We start from the raw sequence: 17,945 nt of genomic DNA, 5'->3' as shown, positions 1-17,945 counted from the left end.
AACCAATAAAATCAAAACGACAAAAGGTATTAAGCAAAACTTTTTGATACCTTTTGTCTAGTTTGAAGCATGCACATGAAGTGCATGCTTTTTTTGATTTAAGGTTGTTGTAAGCTTGCGACAATTTTGCTGTAAGTTTGGGGTCGTATACTGTAAACAGAAAGAGGTGAGCGTATATGACGCCATTATTAAAGGTACAAAATGTAAGAAAAACATACGGCAAAGGCGCGAATACATTTACAGCGCTTGAAAATATAACATTCGAGGTAGAACAAGGTGAATTTGTCGGTGTAATGGGGCCTTCAGGAGCAGGGAAATCGACGCTCTTAAATGTTTTAGCGACAATTGATACGCCAACAACAGGCGATATTGTAATAGGAAATACAAATTTAGCACATATGAAAGATACACAGTTAGCAGATTTTCGTCGTGATAACTTAGGCTTTATCTTCCAAGATTATAATTTGCTTGATTCATTAACAGTTCGCGAAAATATAGTACTACCACTTGCCATTGCGAAGGTGCCACAGAAGGAAATTGCTCTAAGAGTAGAGCGTATTGCACAGTTGTTTGGCATTAGTGATCTACTAGATAAATACCCTTATCAAATTTCAGGTGGTCAAAAGCAAAGAACAGCATCATCACGTGCGTTGGTAACAGCGCCGAAGCTTATTTTTGCGGATGAGCCAACAGGCGCACTCGATTCAAAATCTGCAACAGATTTATTGGAAAGTTTAAGTGATTTGAATCAATCTCATGCCGCAACGATTATGATGGTCACGCATGATGCATTTGCAGCAAGTTTCTGTCAGCGTATTCTCTTTATTCAAGACGGCAAGCTTTCCAAGGAAATTCATCGTGGGGTACAGACGAGAAAGCAGTTTTTCCAGGAAATATTACAGGTGCTTGCAGGCATCGGAGGTGGAGTAAATGACGTTATTTAGTTTGGCGCGTAAAAATATTCAGCGTAATTTGTCGAATTATTTTTTATACATCGCCTCAATGGTATTTAGCATTGTGATTTACTTTACATTTGTCACGTTAAAATACAATGACGATCTTGCAGGCTCAACAGGTATGTCGCAGCAAATTAAAGGACTAATGAGTGCATCGTCAATTGTACTATTATTTTTCATAGTAATATTTATCGCGTATTCTAATTCGTTTTTTATGAAGAAGAGAAAAAAAGAAGTAGCACTCTACTCGCTACTAGGAGTACGTAAACAAAAAATAGGTCTAATGCTCTTTTTCGAGAATTTAGTTATTGGGCTCGTATCACTCGCTTTAGGTATAGTAATAGGCTTTTTTATGTCGAAGGTGTTATTAACAATTTTAGTACGACTGATGGGCTATCAAGTCGTGGCAAATTTAACATTCACCCCTGAAGCAGTGCTTCAAACAGCAGGCATCTTTGCCATCCTATTCCTATTTACATCTTTACAGGGCTACCGTGTTATTTATCAATTTAAATTGATTGATTTGTTCCATGCAGAGAAACAGGGGGAGAAAATTCCACGTGCATCGTTTTTAGTGGCAATTGTAGGGACAGCACTTATTGCATTTGGCTATTACACAGCGTCTTCTAATATTTTCACAAGTCCTATTTGGAAGCTGTTTACAATCATAGGGACACCACTTTTAGTAATAGGTGCAACAATAGCGGGGACATATCTACTGTTCCATAGCGTGAGCGTTTTCGTACTGACAGCTTTGAAAAAGGCAACATCTTGGTCTTGGAGAGGTTTGAATTTAATTGGCGTTTCGCAGCTATTATATCGAATACGAGCAAATGCCAAATCGTTGTCCATCATCGCGATTTTAAGCGCAACAACGATTACTGCCGGTGGTGGCGTATTTGGCTTGTACTACAATACAGAAGCAACGGTGCGCCACGTGCTACCAAACACATTTATGTGGAAAGGTGAAGCTGTTGAATTTGACCAACAGAACGTATTGTACAATGAATCAATTCATGCAAAATATTTGCGCGTCGATAATGAATTTGCTTTTTTTGAATATACATTATTGAAGGAATCTGATTACAATCGTTTAGCCATATTACAAGGGACAAATCGTGAACTGCATATTGCAGACGGTTCAGCTGTACTACTAGATGTTAACTTTGATGAACGTTTTTCACATGACTTTACGGGTGAAAAATTTAAATTGCAGAGCGGGGAATCTTTTCATATCGACAAAATGTATACAGATAGTGTGCTAAACTTTATTCCAGCTGGCACGGTGCTTGTCGTAAACGATCAAGCATTTGATGCGACAAATGCGGAAGGTGTGACAATGCAGGCTGTTGGCATGGACAATGATTTAAAGCAGCAAAATGTATCTAAACAAATATATGAGCAGCTATCTACTGAGCAACAAGAATGGTTTTCAAGTGTTCCTCAAAGCTATGAGGATAGCCTAGGTACTGTAGGTTCATTACTGTTTGTAGGAAGCTTTTTAGGATTAGTATTTTTAGCAGCTACGGGAAGTATTATTTATTTTAAAGTGTTAACAGAAGCAGAAGAAGATCAGGCGAAGTATGCCGTATTAAATAAAATTGGTGTGAATAGCAGGCAAATATTGAAGACAGTTGCAGGACAGGTTGCGGTCATATTTAGTGCACCTCTTGTTGTCGGCATCGCACACAGTGCTTTCGCGCTTCTAGCATTTTCACAATTATTTAATATGGATATAACGAAGCCCGTTATATTATGGATGGTTGCATATTCAGTCATTTACGGCTTGTATTATCTCTTTACTGTACGGTCGTTTTATAAAATTGTGAGACAGGGGAATTAATATGAAAAAGGTGTTTATAAGTATTGGAGCATTGTTTATATTGTTTGTAGCAGGTCTTGGCGTACTCATGACAGTAGATTTTAATCGTTTAAATAAAGACACTTACTATGTGCATATAACTGCCGATGGGGAAGTTGAGGAATACAAGGCAGATGATGGGCAAATTATCCAAACGTATTGGTATGAGCTACCGGCATTTAAAGAAAACGGTGAAGAAATGACGTTGAAATTTTCTGCTCAAAAAAATTTACGCCTAGATGCATATTTAAAGCTTTATGTGAAAAAAGAAAACGAAGTAACGTCTTATAATGAAATACAATTTGATGAAATGCCTGCAAAGGTACAAGCACAAATGAAATAAAAATATAAGAGGAGCAGTCCATAATAAATGGACCGCTCCTCTTTATTTTTCGCTCACTTTAAGCAATTGGATAGTGACAGTTGTTCCTTTTTGTTCTTCAGATGTGATGGATACCGTTCCTCCGTGAGCTTCAATAATATCTCGCGCAATAGCTGTACCAAGCCCAGTACCCTGCTTTTGCTCAGTATTTGTTCCGCGGTAGTAACGCTCAAAAATATGCGTAAGGTCTTCAGCGCTTATACCATGACCATTATCAGCTATTGTGATGGTGTTAGCATCTACTAATACGTGAACACATACGTCAGGAGGATTATGAAGTATTGCATTATATAAAAAGTTCACAACAGCACGGCGCATAAAATGCTCGTCAATTGAATGGACAATGACATCTGCAGTTGCATCAAAATCAATATTTGCTTGTTCATAAGGTGGCGTATTTAGTGTGTCGATGACAATTTCACGCATAAACTGGACGATATTCACCTCAGTTAAAGTCAGTGGAAGCTGCTGGTGTCTTAGTCGCATTGTTAAATTTAAATCATCGAGTAAATCTTGCATATGCAATGACTGCTTTTCAATAATTTGTGCGTATTCGGTTTGCTCATTTAGTGATAAGCCCCGCTCATTTAGTAACTCTGCATAACCACGAATGGAGGCAAGTGGCGTCTTCATATCGTGTGAAACATTGCTAATCCACTCCTCACGCATCATCTCTAGTCGTTTGCGTTCTTGCTCGTGAGCGGCCAACTCGCTTGATACTTCACTTAAATTTTCAAAAACAGGTCGATAGAGACCCTTTGGTACTTTTATTGGCATGTGTTTATGATTTTTTAAATGCTGAATACGTTCTATCATTGCGTAAAGAGGCTTCGTTAATGTACGACCAAATAGCCAACCGACAAGTGTCGCGACTAGTAAATCCGCAATAACGATTAGCAATCCATACTTTCCGATAAGTTGTAGTATAGATGCGGCCGAAAGGTGAACTACTAACCTTGAAACGCCACTACCTTTAATGCCAATTAAATAGCTAATGTTATCTTTACTTCCTACATAAACCGTTGTACCAGCTTCGTATTCCTCATATTTGTAAACTTGAATTAAATCAATGGGTGCATAATGGGAAAGTGCGTTTTCAGGTGCGAAATAAGCATCGATAACTTGTCCATTTGCATCAAGCAATTGAATCCAAGCATTTCTTTGATGTAATTGTTGTAGCCCTTCCTTACGTACGGAAGATTGACCACTGTTTACGTCAATATACTGCTGAAATTCACGCACAAAGATTTCCTCTGTATCTGCAGTAGCATCATTAAATTTGTTGAATTGCTGATACACCATTAACCCAATAAAAATGGCAGTATTGACGAAAATTACAATGACTACAATAGACAATATGGATAGTAAAAAACGAGCAGTTAATCGCCATTTCATGTTTGTGGCTCTTTTGGCACGACCAATTTATAACCTAGCCCTTTGACCGTTGTAATATAAATAGGTTTAGATGGGTCATGTTCAATCTTTTCACGAAGACGACGAATATGCACCATGACCGTATTGTCTGAACCAAAAAAATCCTCACTCCAGACACGCTCGAATAATGTCTCCTTACTTAAAATACGGTTTGGATTATGCATAAAGCAAGCCATCAATCCAATCTCCTTAGCTGTTAACTCTAATAAAGTACCATCTTTATGTACTTCGGTTTCATCGCTATTGAGCACAAATGGTCCAACTTGTATCGTCTTCATTGTGGTAGTTGTAGGTGCTTCCTGTATTTGATAGCCAGCACGACGCAGATGCGCCTTTACACGATAGGCAACTTCTTTAGGGCTAAAAGGCTTGGTAATATAATCGTCTCCGCCAATGGCGAGCCCTAAAATTTTATCTATTTCCTCATCTTTAGCTGACAAGAAGAGAACTGGAATATGTGATACTTCACGAATACGTCGGCATAAATCATAGCCTTCACCGTCTGGAAGCATAACATCAAGTAGCACGATATCGGGTTTTATCTGTTGAAAGCTCGCCCAAGCTTTTTCAATAGAGTCTGATGTATGGATAAGCTTATAGCCCTCTTTTTGAAGACTAACTTTTAGCAAATTGGCTAAATCAGCTTCATCTTCTACGATTAAAATAGTTGGTTCTGTCAAAGTTCATACGCCCTTTCCTTTAAGGTTGGCAGTCATTTCTTATTTATCAGCCTTATTATAAATGAAAGTAATGGAAAAGACGAAGCACGATGAATGAGGAACAGCAATTGTGTATATTGAGTTATCTCTTGCAAACGACGGTAGCGCCAAAAAGCCTGCACTCGATGGAGAAAATAAGCTAAAAAACATTTGCTCCGACAGTAACGCTATGCATTGTGTAAAATTGGCAAGGTTTTACTCGAAATAGCAGGAACTAATGACCTCTATGTCGAAATTAATTTTATAAGCGGTGATGTGTAGCTTTCAATCGACATCGATTACCAAGTTGTTCGTAAATGCAAAGCAAAATGAAGATAAGCTATAGAGATGGCTTCATTATGATGCAAAAATTTACACATATTTTAGATTTGTACATGAATAAATTATTAATAATGGCTCTCTGCTCATGAGTGGAGAGCTCTCTTTTACACTTGTGTAGATACATAAAATATTTTTTGGATTGGGAGAGTGGAAAAACATGATTACGGAATTACAAATGCATGAAAAAGCTAAACAACCAGAAAATGAAGAAAGTGTACAGCAGCTCGAAGCAGTGGAAACATTGTTTGTGAATGAGTTCATAGATGGTATTTTAGATCCACAGCAAAAAATGCTTGGCCCTGTCAAAAATGGAGGCACAATTATCGCCAATACAACGCCTGGATGTTGGGGACCAATGCTAACGCCAACAATTCGTGGTGGACACGAAGTAACGAAGCCCGTTTTTGTAGAAGGTGCTGAAGTAGGTGATGCCATTGTTATTACAATCAAATCCATTCAGGTCACATCTCTCGCGACGGCATCTGGGCATGATGAGGCAATACCTGACCGCTTCATCGGAGATCCATTCGTATCAGTTAAATGCCCTGGCTGTGGCAAACTACATCCAAGTACAGTGGTGACTGGTATAGGACCGCAAGCAATACGCTGTTCCACATGTGATACAGAAACCGCGCCTTTTAAAATGACAAATGGTTATACAATGGCACTAGACCAAAAAGGTAATATCGGTTTAACGGTTGGACGCGAAGGTGCTCGACGTATTGCGTTAGAAGCAAAAAATTATATGCGCACACCTGAAAATTCAGTGCAAAATCCGGTAGTAGCTTTGGCACCGAGCGATTTAATTGGTGTAATGGCAAGAATACGACCTTTTTTAGGTCAGCTTGGAACGACGCCTTCGAAGGCAATGCCAGATTCACATAATGCAGGTGATTTTGGTTCGTTTTTAATTGGAGCGCCACATGAATATGCATTTACAGAAGCTGAGCTAGACACACATCGTACAGATGGACATATGGATATTAGCCGTGTTCGCGAAGGTGCTACAATTATTTGTCCTGTAAAGGTACCTGGCGGTGGTGTGTATATTGGCGATATGCATGCGATGCAGGGAGACGGAGAAATTGCTGGGCATACAACAGATGTCGCAGGAATTGTACAACTGCAGGTAAGTGTTTTGAAAAAAGTAGCACTTGAAGGTCCTATTTTGTTACCAAATGAAGAGGATTTGCCATATACAGCAAAACCTTTTTCTAAGGAAGAAAAACGCCGAGCTCGCGAACTAGCAGAGGAATTTGGTGTGAAACAAGTAGAAGAGGCGTTCCCTGTGTCTGTAGTAGGTACAGGTACAACATTAAATGAGGCGACAGATAATGCAATTAGTCGAGCAGCAAAACTATTTGAGATGAGTGAGCCAGAAGTAATGAATCGCGCAACAATTACAGGATCCATTGAAATCGGCCGCCATCCTGGTGTCGTTACTGCAACTTTCCAAGTTCCAAAGACTGTGCTAAAAAAAGCACGAATTTATAAACCTATTAAAAAGCAGTACGATTAAAATTTAGTATATATCTACAAATCAAGAAAACAAGGCACGAGCCAATGTAATGAAAGAGTACATTGGTCTCGTGCTTTGCTGTTGTAACTTCTCATCATTGTAAAAATATAAAGTAAAATTGAATTCTCGTTGTTAGCTGATATAATAGTAAAAGCTTCTAAATCTCTCTATATATAATTACGTTTGATATAATTTTAACTTTTGATTACAAGGATGGTGAATATGGCAGATTTCATACGTTTGCAAGAAAAAGAAGCAAAAAATCATCGACTAAAAGCATACATAGCTAAGATGAGTGGAGGGGGACATGCTCCTTCAAGAACTAATTTTGCCGATGCAATAACAGGTGCAGTTGGTGGCTTACTTTGTATCTTTGTATTGCTTTGTTTAACAAACTATACAGGGGCACCTTGGTTAATGGCATCACTTGGGGGTAGTTGTGTACTCGTATTTGTTGTATGGAATGCGCCATTGTCGCAACCCCGTAATATTATCGGAGGACATTTGATTTCAGCCTTTATCGGTTTGCTAATGTATTCATTATTAGGATCAAGCGTCTTTTCAATCAGCCTTGGTGTCGGTTTAACGATTTTTTTCATGGCACTTTTTGGTGTGATCCATCCACCAGCGGGAGCGAATCCGATTATCATTATTTTAGGCGGCTATAGCTGGGGCTATTTATTAATGCCGGTATTAATTGGTGCAGTAATTATTGTCATCTTTGGATTACTAATAAATAATTTACGACAGACTAGAAAATACCCACAATTTTGGTGAGCCGTTAAAAAAATAAAATTTTGCACAATTTCGTGTAACTATTTAGTTTTTGGTCCGTCTACTGTATTGGTAATGTTAGCTGTTCTTGAGAACAGTGGATACTTAAGTATGTAAATGAGTATGACGCTGACATAGATTAACGTCGGGCAAAGAGCCATCTGAGACAATGCACTGGGCTACCAACTTAAGGGCAACTATCAGATGAGCTCGTTTGTTTTTGTTTAAAATTTAACGAGCTTCGTGAAAATTTCAATGTTGCTCTAAGTAGAGCTAAAGTGTTTTGGATGAACACTTTAGCTCTTTTATTTGTGCATATTCGGAAATTTTTAGCATATGTTGGATAGGATTTGTTATATTGGAGAAAGAGTGTTGAAATATTTGAGAAACATATTTTTGCATGATAGGGGAAGATCTTTGTTGCGTGAAATTGATAGGGGGCTCTGGTTGTATGCTGCTGGACTGTGATGAGCAATTATTCATAACATATAGACAAAGTGGTGAAAATGGCGCTGAAAAATTACTTTCAAAATGGGCGGAGGCCGAGGCCGAGGTCACTCCACAAGTTGATCCCAAAATATTAGGTACGGCATTATCACCGCAATTATTTTTAGTAAATAAAGAGGCGGCGATGAACATTGCCTTTTCGACAGCTCGAAAATATTGGGGACGTGTATCTACGGAGTTGCAACTTTTTTTCAACAAGCATGGCCTAGATACAAAATATGTGAATGACCGACTTAATGCTTTTTTTTATACCCAAAAAGGGAAGCAAGCTTTTTTTGAGCAGCTTTTTGCCCAGCATACAATGGATTTGGAGCGGTTAGTTTGGCTTGTGTTCGGAAAGCGATGGCAGGTCGAGTTACCTGAAAATGATTTACAAACTATATATTTATATAAATTTGAAGATGACTATTTTGTGCATATGATTTATGAAGAAGAGGCTTTGTTTTGGCACTGGCTTTTTATGAAAAAAGTTTATTCACTGCTTATCCACAAACCTTTAGAACAATTCACATTTATCCATGAAATAATGGGTCATTTTGAACAATCGTCAACAATTACTTATGCACATGTGGATAACTTTGTGCATAAGTACAGAAAAACTCTGGATAAGTGTATAACTTATGTGGATAAATGCAATTTGTCTTGTTTAGCGAAAAAACAGCTTCGTCTATATCAAATTGTCACACACTACCGTTTGTCAGAGGGGCAGTATCAATGCATTAAAGAATTGATTACTTCCTTTGAGGCTGATTGGCGTTACTCTATGTATGCCTTAACCGAGAAAGAAAAGGTTTTGATTGCATATATTTTATTGCATATAGCTCATCAAGAACGCGATTATGAAAATGTACTTAATTATGGTGAATATTTATTGGAAGATGAACGACTTAATAATTATGCCATAGAGATTTTGTTGGAGTACAAGGACTTACTCCCAAATCGAAAACCAACACCGCCTGCAATAATAAAAAATTATAATTTGAATTATTTAGAAAATCTGTATGCAGTATTACTAGATACTTATGTCAGATTGGAACGTTACCAAGAGGGGTTAGTGCTCTTAAAGGAACATGGCCTCGCATCCAATAAAAAAATAAATGCCGCATTAGTACAGCAAAACTACAGTAATGAGCAATTAATTGCCATTGAGGCATCGATGCAGCAAGATATAGCGCTTCAAGTAAACAATTCGTTACAGCATATTGGTCTGTCAGTGGAAGAATGGCGCCAACATTATCGCCAGCCGGATGCTCCTTATTTTTTAGTAGCAAAGAGCGCTTCCATGCATATGATCAATATTTTAAAAATCCTATTTGTCACTGAGCAGTATGAGCTATTTGAGAAATTAATAGAGGTCTATAAAAAATATTTACTCATTGAAGACCACTTCGAAAAATTACGAGTATTTATTAGTGCGTATGTATAACAGATAAAAAGAGTGTCCCATGAAGTCAAAAAATGACTTCATGGGACACTCTTGCTTTAAAAATAAATATTGATGACTATTACTGTTGATTTCAGAATTGTTTGAGTGCCTGTCACCTGCTCTTTATTATTCTAAAACCCCTTTTTCTTGAAATGCAATGATTTGTTCCGAACTATAGCCAAGTGCTGACAATACTTCTTCGTTATGCTCGCCTAGCTTTGCGCCAACATGCTTGTACGTTGGATTGGCTCCATCAAATTTAAAGGCAGATGCAATTTGTTTTTGCGTTGTACCATCATTTTTCGGAATCTCCACAATCATCCCACGAGCTTGTAATTGCGGATGCTCGCACGCTTCTGGAAAAGTTAACACCGGTTCGACACAACCTTCGAAATTTTCGTTAAAGACTTCGAGCCATTCGTTGTAGGTTTTCGATAAAAAGGCATCATGCACTGCCTCTTTAAATCGAATTTGAGTATAGTATGAATCATTGAATGTATTATCAATAAGTTCTGGAATATCAAGAGCTTCACATAGTAGCCGACGAAACTGTGGCTCTAGACTGCCTACTGAGAAAAATCGTCCATCCTTCGTTTTGTAAAAATCATAGTAGCTACCACCGTTTAAAATTTCTTGTTCAGGCTGAGGCACACGGCCACCGCCAATATAGGCAGAGCCATACATTGCATTAAGTGAGAAAACGGCATCGGTCATGCTAATATCGACATACTGACCTTCTCCTGTTTTTTCTCGGTGTAGTGCTGCAGCAAGTACCCCTATAGCAGCGTGCATTGTACCACCAGCAATATCTGCAAGCTGAACCCCCATGGAGACAGGTTTTTTGTCTTTATGACGAGAATAGTCGAGAACACCAGCTAGTGCCAGATAATTATTATCATGTCCGGGTCGGTTGCTATATGGTCCAGTTTGGCCATAGCCTGTAATAGCACAATATATCAGTTTTGGATTTACTTCTTTTAGCTCTTCGTAGCCAATACCGAGTCGTTGCATGACCCCTGGTCGAAAACCTTCAATAATTACGTCGTAATCTTGTATAAGTGACTTGACAATTTCTACTGCCTCTGGCGATTTTAAATTTAATGTAAGTGACTTTTTGGAACGATTCAAGTGCTGATGAATATATGCCTCATGATCTTCATCATAGGGAGGCATAATCCGCGTTAAATCTACGCGTTTGGAGGATTCCACATGGATGACCTCCGCACCTAGGTCGGCAAAAATCATCGTTGCCATAGGCCCTGGTAGTAATGCAGAAAAATCGAGAATTTTTAACCCCTTTAAAATACCCAAATCTTCCAACCCCTTTTTGTGTAGGCTACAATGCAGTCTTTTAAGAAGCATTAGTAGCGCTTTTCTCATTATCCCCATAGTGCGAAAAGCGTGTTTTATAAAATTCTGTATTAATACAGATTGTGTTTATTTTATTCAGTATTATAACAGAAGATACATTGAATTGCCTATGTTATTTTTTATTATAAATTAATTTATCAGAAAATTATATGTCGCAATAACAATAAAAGGAAAAATATTTAGAAATTAGATGGGTATTAATGATGGAAATGGCGATAGAAGTGGGTGTATCGCCGATAACCTCGAGGAAATCGCCGATAAAATTACGTAATCGCCTGCATGAGCCCATAAATCGCCGATAGAACTTTCGTAAATTAAAAAATCTAATCATAAATATGTTTACCTTTTAAGATTATGGGTATTTGAATAATAGAACGATAATTTGGGCAAGCTATTGATATAAATAATACGTAAACTCGGGACACATCTCTCGATCAACTTGGCAAGACTTAAGGTTATCCCCCTTTCCCTTATGACAGAACAAGTATGATATGATGTATGCCTATATTTTGGGAAAGTCAAGAAAGCACCGATGCTTCTTGGCTTTTTTATTTTGTATCCGACTTTCTTCCATTATTTTAGAAATACTATGAAGGTTCACTATCTACCTGTCGATATAAAGGGTATGATGAAAATGATATTTTTACGTATTAATTATATGTGAAAGGAAGAGTGAGATGGATAAAACAAAAATCCAAAAAGTGAACAAAGCACTTATTGCAACTGTTTTAGCTACTAGCGGGATTGCTGTTGTCGTATCACCACCACAAAAAGTAGCAGCAGCTACTTCACCATTTGTAGATATTAATCAATATTCAAGTCACTATGACAATATTTTAAAATTATACTCTCAAGGTGCAATTAGTGGGTTTGCAGATAAAACGTTTCGACCAAATCAAAATGTAACGCGTGGTCAAGCAGCAAAAATGCTGGCAACGGTTTTAAAGCTAGATTTAAAAAATGTACAAGATCCATATTTCAAAGACGTTCCAAAGAGCAATGAATATTATAAGTATGTAGCAGCATTGCAAAATGCAGGGATTATGTCTGGTTATGCAAGTGGTTCATTCATGCCAAATGAAGTTATTACGCGAGGACAGTTAGCCAAAATTTTAGTGCTTGGCTTTAAATTCGAAGTAGCATCGAATTTTAATCATAGCTTCCAAGATGTAAATAGCCAAACGAGTAATGCCTACTATATTCAAACTTTAGTAGATTTACAAATTACAGAAGGAACAACACCTGTCACATTCTCTCCATTCAATGCGGTAACACGAGGACAAATTGCTTCCTTTATAGTTCGTTCACAAGAGAAAAAAAGCAATGCATCAACTTATAAGATTACTGGTGTTGAAGATGATATTGTTTACATAAATGCTGAACCGTATACAGTACCAGACAGCCTTTCACATATTTTCAATGAATATAATGCAGATGTACTAAAAGGTGCATTTATTGAGGGAGACCTCTCAGGAAAAACACTTTATTCTGTCGCAAAGTTAACGTTGAATGCAAGTGGTACGAGTTCACGATTTTTACAGTTTGATGGAGACTATAAGTCCTTTGGTGGCACAATCGTTGTAAATGGGAATTATATTGAATTTGCTAATGTAACATTAACGGGCACAATGTTAGTCAACGAAACGGTACGCCCACCGTTACATTTAGATGTTTCTTACTATAAGCCTTTAGCACTTGGCCGTGTAGCTAGCAATAATTTTTCATTTATCAACTGGTCTAATCCAGATAAGCAAGAAGGGGAAAGCTCATCAAATAGTAACTCATCGAGCGATCTTCAAAACTGGACGGATTCAAATCAAAATCCAGATAAAAACAAACCTTTTGAAAACTGGTCAAAAGATCAAGTAACGATGAAAAATGTTGAAAAGCATATTGAATTTTACAATAGTACTGTATCACGACTAGTTGTGTCTCAAAGTGGTACAAAAATTGAAACAAATAAAAAGCTACCTCGTGTAGATATTATCGGAAATGTACGTGAATTTGAGATTCAAGGCAATATCGGTACGCTGAATTTAGATACAGAAACAAAGCTAACGATATATGGAACGAGCAATATCGACTGGATTAATTACAATAGCTATACCGATTTAGAACTTTATATAGATGGTCGTGTAGGTACGCTTTATGTAGATAATGCATATGGCTGGATTGATATTGGTGACTACACATATATCGACAAAGTGATCCTTCCAAAAGACGAAGGACCAAATAATATTTTCGATGATTTCTTAGATGATAAAGATAACATAGGAAATATTACAGACCCAGATGGTAAACCAATCGATAAAGATGATATTGACAATCAAAAGCCAGCAGATAAAACAAAGCCGTTAATCGATATTACAAATGTAAGCGTATTGAATGGTAGTGATGTTCAAGTAGACTTTACATCAGATAAAGTGGGAACGTATTACTATATCGTTCGTGAAAAAAATGCCGAAGCACCAACAAAACGAGAGATGGTCAATCGTATATCTACTGATAATGTAGCAAGTGGCACGGCATCAGCCGTCAATGGCAAAAACACGTTTAAAGTAACTAATTTAGGCGAGAAAAAGGAATATGTTGTCTATGTAATGGTAGTAGATGGAGCGAAAAATACGTCGGATATTAAATCGCAATCATTCCAAATGAAAGATTCATCACCACCAGTCGTAAAATCGCTAGCAGTAAACCCTCTACATGGTGGGACACGTGCAGAATTTACATTTACAGCGAGTGAACCTGGAGAATACTACTACTATGTGCGTAAAAAAACAACTGCCGCAGATCCAACAACAGCAGATATTGTTGCTAAACCAACAGGTAAGGGGAAGGCTGTTGCTGGTAAATTGAAAGTTGACGGATTACTGACGGGTTTAGACCCTGAAGAATCGTATCAACTTTATGTAGTAATGAAAGATGAGTCAGGCAATTATTCAGTTGACCCAATTCCAAAAGAGGCGATTAAAGAGTTCAAAACAGGCGCTTTAGATAATATTCCTCCATACATTGTTGGCGGAGAACTCGTTTTACAAGATGAAATTAAAAATGAATTTTATGTAACAGTAAGTGAAGAGCTAGATCTAACTTCTGCTGAGAAAGTGGAAAACTATGAACTGACAGGGACAGGTATTGTTAACCAAGGTTTACAAAAACCGATTCGCCCTGAAAAAGTAGTATACAATAAAGCTCAAAAAAGATTAACTTTCACAATTCCTTCTTTAACAGGTTTTGTTAATGGAGATAACTTGGTCGTAACGATTTCTCCAAACGTAAAAGATTTAGCTGATAATGAATTTGAGAATATTAACAATGCACCAGTGAATAGCGTTCCGCGTAATACAGCAGAGTATATTCATAGAGATGGTGAGTGGCCATATTTAACGATTATCGGTGAACCTGCTATTAACAATGCTAAAGATCAGACACTTGTCGAATTCAATGCAACAAAAGCAGGAACATATCATTATTTAATTATGGAATCAGATTTAAATTTAACACGTGATGATCGTTTACGATTAATCGAAGCTGTGCAATTAAATTCAAAAGAATTTAATGTAGGAGGCACGAATATACCGATTATCGGTAGTGGCGGTAATAAGCCAGCACAGTTAGGAAAACAAAAGGTGACAATTCCGCTACCTAATACGATTCCACCTTTAGATCCATTTAAGAGCTATTCAATTTATATGGTATTGCGAGATCGTTCAGGGAATGTCTCGGATATTCAAACAAAACATGTTATTGATGACCGTACACCACCAGTTATCGACAATACGTCAATTAAAATATTAGAAGGGGATCGAAAAGCAACCTTCAAATTTATGTCAGACGAGGACGGTTCGTATTACTACGTTCTTCGAAATGTAGGCGACTCAACACCTGGACCAACAACTCCTGAAGAAGTGATGGCTAAAGGAATTACGAGCAGCATGCGTAAAGATACAAATGAGATTTCTTTAACGCTTGCGCCACATCAACAGTATGAGCTATATGTTGCTGTAAAGGATCGTTATAATAACGTAACGATGCTACAAAAAGGGACAGAATCAAAAGTTTATACATTTGATGAGAAGCAAAATAAAACGATAGCCTTACCTAATGGTGGGGATGGTAATGGTGTGATGAAATACACATTCTTTGCAGATGGAACACCGCCAAAAGTTCAAGATCCAATCTTTAAACGACTTGATGGTAAAACATTTGAAGTGACATTTTCAGAGGCCATCGATACAGGATTTGACTTTACATTAGTTGAGCCAGGTACTACAACAGCTATTACACCAACCTACACATCAAGCTGGCTTGATATTACAGGCACAAGGGATTGGGAATCTCGTAAGCTAATTATCAAGTTTGCTAATGAAGTAAAACAAAGCTTTGATATCAGCGTAAATGCTACCGCAAAAGATAAAGGCGGATGGACATTTAGTAAAGATAGAGCAGAGTACAAATATCCAACAAAAGAAAATACAATTACTTCTGCGACATTATTACCAGATACGCAATTCCCAAGCAATTTAAATATTTCTAAGAAGGTTCAGGTTGTTGCGAATCTGAATGCTGATATTACATGGGATCAGCACTATTACTACGCAGTATTGAACGACGGATATGATTTATCACTTAATAATATTGAAAGTATTATTGCCAATGCAGATAGTAATAACTTTACGTATATTCCTGGTGGAGCGATTGTTTCTTACGGTAAAGGTAAGATTACAGCACCTGCAGATGCAAGTTCTGCGAAGACCTTTACAGCGATCCAAACAGGTAGTGATCCAACTTCAACAAATATATTCCAAAAAGATCAACGAATTTATCTGTTCACGAAAGATAAGTATGGAAATATTGTGTACGCAAAAGCTTCAACAGATCCAGCAGCTTTAAATTATGTATTAATTCAGCCTAGAACACAATAAATCAAAATTAGAAAGACACTAGCTATTTATAATGGCTAGTGTCTTTTTATGTGGACAAAAGAAAGATTCCCACACCTATTAATGACTGGAATCAAGGTGTGGGAATTTATTCAATTTCTAACAATTTGGAATGTACCAGATGTTTGCGTTTCAATGATGTATTGATTGCCATTGACTGTATAGGACACAGGCTCGTGGTCTCCAAAATCATTGATTTGAACGATGGAAGCATTCTCAGGTAAATTTTCTAAAATGATTTCGATATTTGCTTCGAATTTAGCAGGCATTTTATTTAATACCGCTTGGAACGTAATGCGATTTAAATTTCTTGTTAGCTGAATGTCCATTACGCCAAAATCTTCATTAACGAGCGTATTTAATGGTGGAATGATAACAACCATATTTGCTTTTGTTGTTAATACAAAGCGTTCATTGTCATTTTCAGAATCAGCAACATTGATTTTTGCTTTATATGTGTTTCGACTTTTCGACATGAGCGTATTTTTTCCTGGTACTGCGGCAGAGTCGGATAATTCCGGTGTTTTGATCGTATTGCCCTTAGCTGGTAGTTTATATTTTCCTTTTACATAGTCTACTAATATCCAGACATTTGGCACAAGCTGTTGTTGTACAGGCGTTAATGCTTCGAAGGCAGTTTTTACTGCTTGTACATCGTGCGTTGTAGATGTTTTCGGCGATAAAGCTGCAATGGCATTTTCGACTTCTTTTGCAGCGGCCTTATCCATCGTAACGACGTGTTCAGCATCTAGTAAAAGCTGTTCAATACCTGTAGGCAAATAAACATTTGAGAATTTTCTTAATGCATTATACTCTGCTCGTGCTTCAGCCACATCTTTATGGAAGCTAAGACGAGAGGCGTTTAATAGTTGAATTTTGTTTACAACTTTATCGATAGAAGTATTTGGTGTAATCGACGACGTCAATATTTTTTGTGTTTCGGCACTGACAAAAGTTTTTTGCGCAGCATTCAATGTGTTGTACCAATCTCTCGTTTCAATAACGTTTTGATAATAGTTAACAGAAGTAGAATCGACTGAAGCCAATTTTTCTTCAATTTGAGCAGCTAGTCTACGATAATTCACTCTTGTTTGTTGGTGATTTGATAGAGTCGAGTAATTTGTAACATATTGTTTTTCAGTTTCTGACAATGCATTGTAGGCTTTGATGGCAGCCTCTAAGTAAGCCTGAAACGCAAATGATGTATCATTAATATTTGAAATAAGCTGTATAACATTCTGCACGTTGGAATTATAGTAGTAATAATTATTATATATGTATGCCGTCTTTGCATGTGTCGAGGTATCGGCAGCTGATGCAGACGTTATAGGTGTTGAATAAATAAGTGATGGAACGGCTACTAGAGCAAGCAAGGCTAGGCTTTTTTTATGTTTCATACGGGCAAACCTCCTATTTTAATAATACTAATTTTATCATAGCTTAAGGATTTTTTATGCATATTTTAGGTTAATAGGTAAAAAGGTCAGTCGTTTTTTATAGTATAATATATCATTACTACCACTAGAAGCGCTTCCGAAATTTCTACAGTGATAAAGAGAGCGGGAATTTTAGTTAGAAAGTTATTTCTAATGCCTATAGTTGTTTAACTCACATAGATATTACAAATTTTAGTAAAAATGGGTTTTGGTATCAATTTGTTGTCTAAAAATCAGGCATTTTTATTAGAAAATTTTATTTGACTTGGTAAAATTAGATTATTTATTGTTGT

The 17,945-nt window shown here is 37.2% G+C and carries 11 protein-coding genes; 7 read left to right on the top strand and 4 right to left on the bottom strand.

Going from position 1 to position 17,945, the window contains the following annotated elements; all coding sequences use genetic code 11:
- Positions 1–176: 176 nt before the first annotated feature.
- Genes ACIP9G_RS21060 through ACIP9G_RS21050 form a run of 3 tightly spaced genes read left to right on the top strand, consistent with a single transcriptional unit; the run spans position 177 to position 3,160 of the window.
- Complete coding sequence (locus ACIP9G_RS21060) at positions 177–944, top strand: ABC transporter ATP-binding protein (RefSeq protein ID WP_401022003.1); 768 nt, start codon at positions 177–179, stop codon at positions 942–944.
- A complete protein-coding gene (locus ACIP9G_RS21055) occupies positions 931–2,799 on the top strand; it encodes an FtsX-like permease family protein (RefSeq protein WP_401022001.1) in 1,869 nt (622 codons plus the stop codon). The genes ACIP9G_RS21060 and ACIP9G_RS21055 overlap by 14 nt, the downstream gene beginning before the upstream one ends.
- 1 nt (position 2,800) lies before the next feature.
- Positions 2,801–3,160: a YxeA family protein gene (locus ACIP9G_RS21050; RefSeq protein ID WP_340821341.1), complete on the top strand. Its 360-nt coding sequence runs from the start codon at positions 2,801–2,803 to the stop codon at positions 3,158–3,160.
- A 42-nt stretch (positions 3,161–3,202) separates the two neighbouring features.
- On the opposite strand, the gene ACIP9G_RS21045 is transcribed toward ACIP9G_RS21050, so the two are convergent.
- Together ACIP9G_RS21045 and ACIP9G_RS21040 are read right to left on the bottom strand one after the other, a co-directional pair.
- Positions 3,203–4,594: a sensor histidine kinase gene (locus tag ACIP9G_RS21045; protein ID WP_401021997.1), complete on the bottom strand. Its 1,392-nt coding sequence runs from the start codon at positions 4,592–4,594 to the stop codon at positions 3,203–3,205.
- Complete coding sequence (locus ACIP9G_RS21040) at positions 4,591–5,313, bottom strand: response regulator transcription factor (protein ID WP_401021995.1); 723 nt, start codon at positions 5,311–5,313, stop codon at positions 4,591–4,593. Before ACIP9G_RS21040 ends, ACIP9G_RS21045 begins: the two co-directional genes overlap by 4 nt.
- A gap of 517 nt (positions 5,314–5,830) precedes the next feature.
- Between ACIP9G_RS21040 and ACIP9G_RS21035 the strand changes: the two genes are divergently transcribed.
- From ACIP9G_RS21035 to ACIP9G_RS21025, 3 genes are all read left to right on the top strand, one after another.
- Positions 5,831–7,192 (top strand): acetamidase/formamidase family protein, encoded by a 1,362-nt coding sequence (locus ACIP9G_RS21035; protein ID WP_401021992.1) that lies wholly within the window; start codon positions 5,831–5,833, stop codon positions 7,190–7,192.
- 222 nt (positions 7,193–7,414) lie between these two features.
- Positions 7,415–7,969, top strand: a complete 555-nt coding sequence (locus ACIP9G_RS21030; RefSeq protein WP_340821337.1) for an HPP family protein — start codon at positions 7,415–7,417, stop codon at positions 7,967–7,969.
- A gap of 448 nt (positions 7,970–8,417) precedes the next feature.
- A complete protein-coding gene (locus tag ACIP9G_RS21025) occupies positions 8,418–9,899 on the top strand; it encodes a hypothetical protein (RefSeq protein ID WP_401021990.1) in 1,482 nt (493 codons plus the stop codon).
- Positions 9,900–10,025: 126 nt separating this feature from the next.
- Here the strand turns inward: ACIP9G_RS21025 and ACIP9G_RS21020 are convergent, their stop codons facing one another.
- A complete protein-coding gene (locus ACIP9G_RS21020) occupies positions 10,026–11,210 on the bottom strand; it encodes a CaiB/BaiF CoA transferase family protein (protein ID WP_401021988.1) in 1,185 nt (394 codons plus the stop codon).
- Between the two features lie 737 nt (positions 11,211–11,947).
- On the opposite strand from ACIP9G_RS21020, the gene ACIP9G_RS21015 reads away from it, so the two are divergent.
- Positions 11,948–16,198 (top strand): S-layer homology domain-containing protein, encoded by a 4,251-nt coding sequence (locus tag ACIP9G_RS21015; protein ID WP_401021985.1) that lies wholly within the window; start codon positions 11,948–11,950, stop codon positions 16,196–16,198.
- 110 nt (positions 16,199–16,308) lie between these two features.
- Here the strand turns inward: ACIP9G_RS21015 and ACIP9G_RS21010 are convergent, their stop codons facing one another.
- Entirely contained in the window at positions 16,309–17,613 is a 1,305-nt protein-coding gene (locus ACIP9G_RS21010; protein WP_340821333.1) for a hypothetical protein, read from the bottom strand.
- Positions 17,614–17,945: the final 332 nt, after the last annotated feature.

It is taken from the genome of Lysinibacillus sp. NPDC093197, from assembly GCF_044754025.1.
In the GTDB taxonomy this organism is placed as follows: Bacteria; Bacillota; Bacilli; order Bacillales_A; family Planococcaceae; genus Lysinibacillus.
This window is presented reverse-complemented; position numbering and strand designations above follow the sequence as displayed.